Origin of the sequence: Proteus genomosp. 6 (genome assembly GCF_040139785.1) — a bacterium.
Classification (GTDB): Bacteria; Pseudomonadota; Gammaproteobacteria; order Enterobacterales; family Enterobacteriaceae; genus Proteus.
On record NZ_JBEEVJ010000037.1, the window covers coordinates 1 to 2,177 of the forward strand.

The 2,177-nt window shown below is 36.2% G+C and carries 2 protein-coding genes; both read left to right on the forward strand.

What is annotated here, in order from left to right; genetic code table 11:
* Positions 1 to 348 precede the first annotated feature (348 nt).
* Positions 349 to 1,290: an AraC family transcriptional regulator gene (locus tag ABN212_RS18620; RefSeq protein ID WP_232797671.1), complete on the forward strand. Its 942-nt coding sequence runs from the start codon at positions 349 to 351 to the stop codon at positions 1,288 to 1,290.
* Positions 1,291 to 1,379: 89 nt separating this feature from the next.
* Positions 1,380 to 1,973 (forward strand): NAD(P)H-dependent oxidoreductase, encoded by a 594-nt coding sequence (locus ABN212_RS18625; protein ID WP_198619820.1) that lies wholly within the window; start codon positions 1,380 to 1,382, stop codon positions 1,971 to 1,973.
* Positions 1,974 to 2,177 lie beyond the last annotated feature (204 nt).

The following is a 2,177-nucleotide window of genomic DNA, read 5'->3' on the forward strand; positions in this document are numbered from 1 at the left end:
CAGTGACATACGGATTAACAGTCCGCCGTTCTACCGACTGAACTATGGAGGAAGCGAGTTCTCGTGAGAACGAGGCGAATAATAGCTATCCTCGCTCACCTTGTAAAGTAAAAAAATGAAAAAAATAACCGTTTGCTCAAGAGTGCATCAGATTGTTTCTTTTTTGACAAAAATGTATAAAAAATAAATGGTTATCAATAGAAATAATATTCGAAATTACATTTCTACTCGCTGAAATGTGTCTTACATTGGAAAGAAAAGATAAAGCGTTTTTTTAAAAGAAAGTTTTTCATACTGTTTAGTTATACAATCTGACGAATTCAAAGACTAATTGAAGATCCCGAGACGATGGATACTACGAATTTATCAGTACCGATGGTATTAGAGTTTGAGCAATTTAAAAAAACACTTCTTCTATATACAAAAGATAAAGAAGGGGGATGGGATACCTCTGTTTCTGGTTTAGCGTTATGTCGGTATACTTCTATTACAGAGTCTGAAGGCTGGATGTATGAACCCAGTTTGGCTATTGCTGCACAAGGTGCAAAGCAAATAACGATAGGGCTAGAGACAAACTGTTATCGTCCTATGAATATGCTTTTAACATCATCAGATATACCTACTTTTGCTAAAGTCTGTGAAGCGTCAAAAGAAACACCTTTTTTAGCAATGTTGCTAAAATTAGACCTCACCCTATTACCTGAACTACTTGCTGAAAATAAGTTTGAATTACTACAAGAAAATAACGAAATCAGCGCTCAACAAATTGTTCAAGCAACCGCGCCAATCTTACAAGCAGTAACAAGGCTTATAAAACTAATAGATACACCAGAAGATGCACCTTTTATTGCTCCTTTGATCCAAAAAGAGATCCTTTATTACTTATTAAGATCGAATGATGGTGCGCGTCAGCAACTATTAGCATCACAACATCCTCAGTGTCGGCAAATTAGTCATGCGCTTGATTGGATTAAACAACATTATCACGAAACAATTCGGATTGAAGATCTTACAACGTTAGTGGGTATGAGCACCTCATCATTTCATTTTCACTTTAAAAAACGAACTGGCATGACGCCGTTGCAGTATCAAAAGTGGTTGCGGCTGAATGAAGCAAGAAGGATCATGCTGATTGAAATGAGTGATGTTTCTAAAGCAGCATTTATCGTCGGTTATGAAAGCCCCTCACAATTTAGCCGTGAATATCATCGATTATTTGGTTTATCGCCCTTAAAAGATATTCAACGATTAAAAGAATCAGAAACTGAAACGGTATCTTTGGATTATTAGGCAAGAATAATGGAGGAATGAGTTAAAGCAGTGATGAGTAATTGCGTTACAGTTTGCTTATTAAATATGTGTATACAAGGAGTTTAGAAGTGACTAACGTTTTTATTATTAATGCTGCAAAAGAGTTTGATGGTTCTGAAGGGAAACTCAACGATCATTTAACGCAAGTCGCCACAGATTTGTTGTCTTCACATCAGATAAATGTGCAATCAACACGCATTGATGATGGTTATGATACTAACGAAGAAGTTGATAAATACTTATGGGCTGATGTCATTATTTATCAAATGCCAGCATGGTGGATGGAAGGCCCTTGGATCTTAAAAAAATACATTGATGATGTATTTAGTGCTGGGTACGGCAAAATGTATATTGATGATGGTCGTACACGAAAAGATCCTTCGAAAAAATATGGTTCAGGTGGATTATTACAAGGCAAAAAGTATCTTCTTTCTGTAACTTGGAATGCGCCTTTTGAATCTTTTGAAGAACAAGAACAGTTCTTTGAAGGAAAAGGAATTGATGCTGTCTATTTTCCATTCCATAAAGCGAACCAATTTTTAGGTATGGAAGGATTAAAAACCTTCGGAATGTTTGATGTGGTGAAACAACCGCAAATTGAGCAAGATGTTGAAGCGTATAAAAAACACCTAAAACACGAAATTGTTGGAATAGCAGGTTAGATCTTTATCGTACTAGATATAAATTAGCTATTTATTAATCAAGCAAGATAACGATACAGATTGGATTTAGGTAGCTGATTTAGATGATAAAAATGTAGAAAGCAAAAAGCCCGCACTGTAATAGCGCGGGCTTTTCTAAATTTGGCTCCTCCAACTGGACTTGAACCAGTGACATACGGATTAACAGTCCGCCGTTCTACCGAC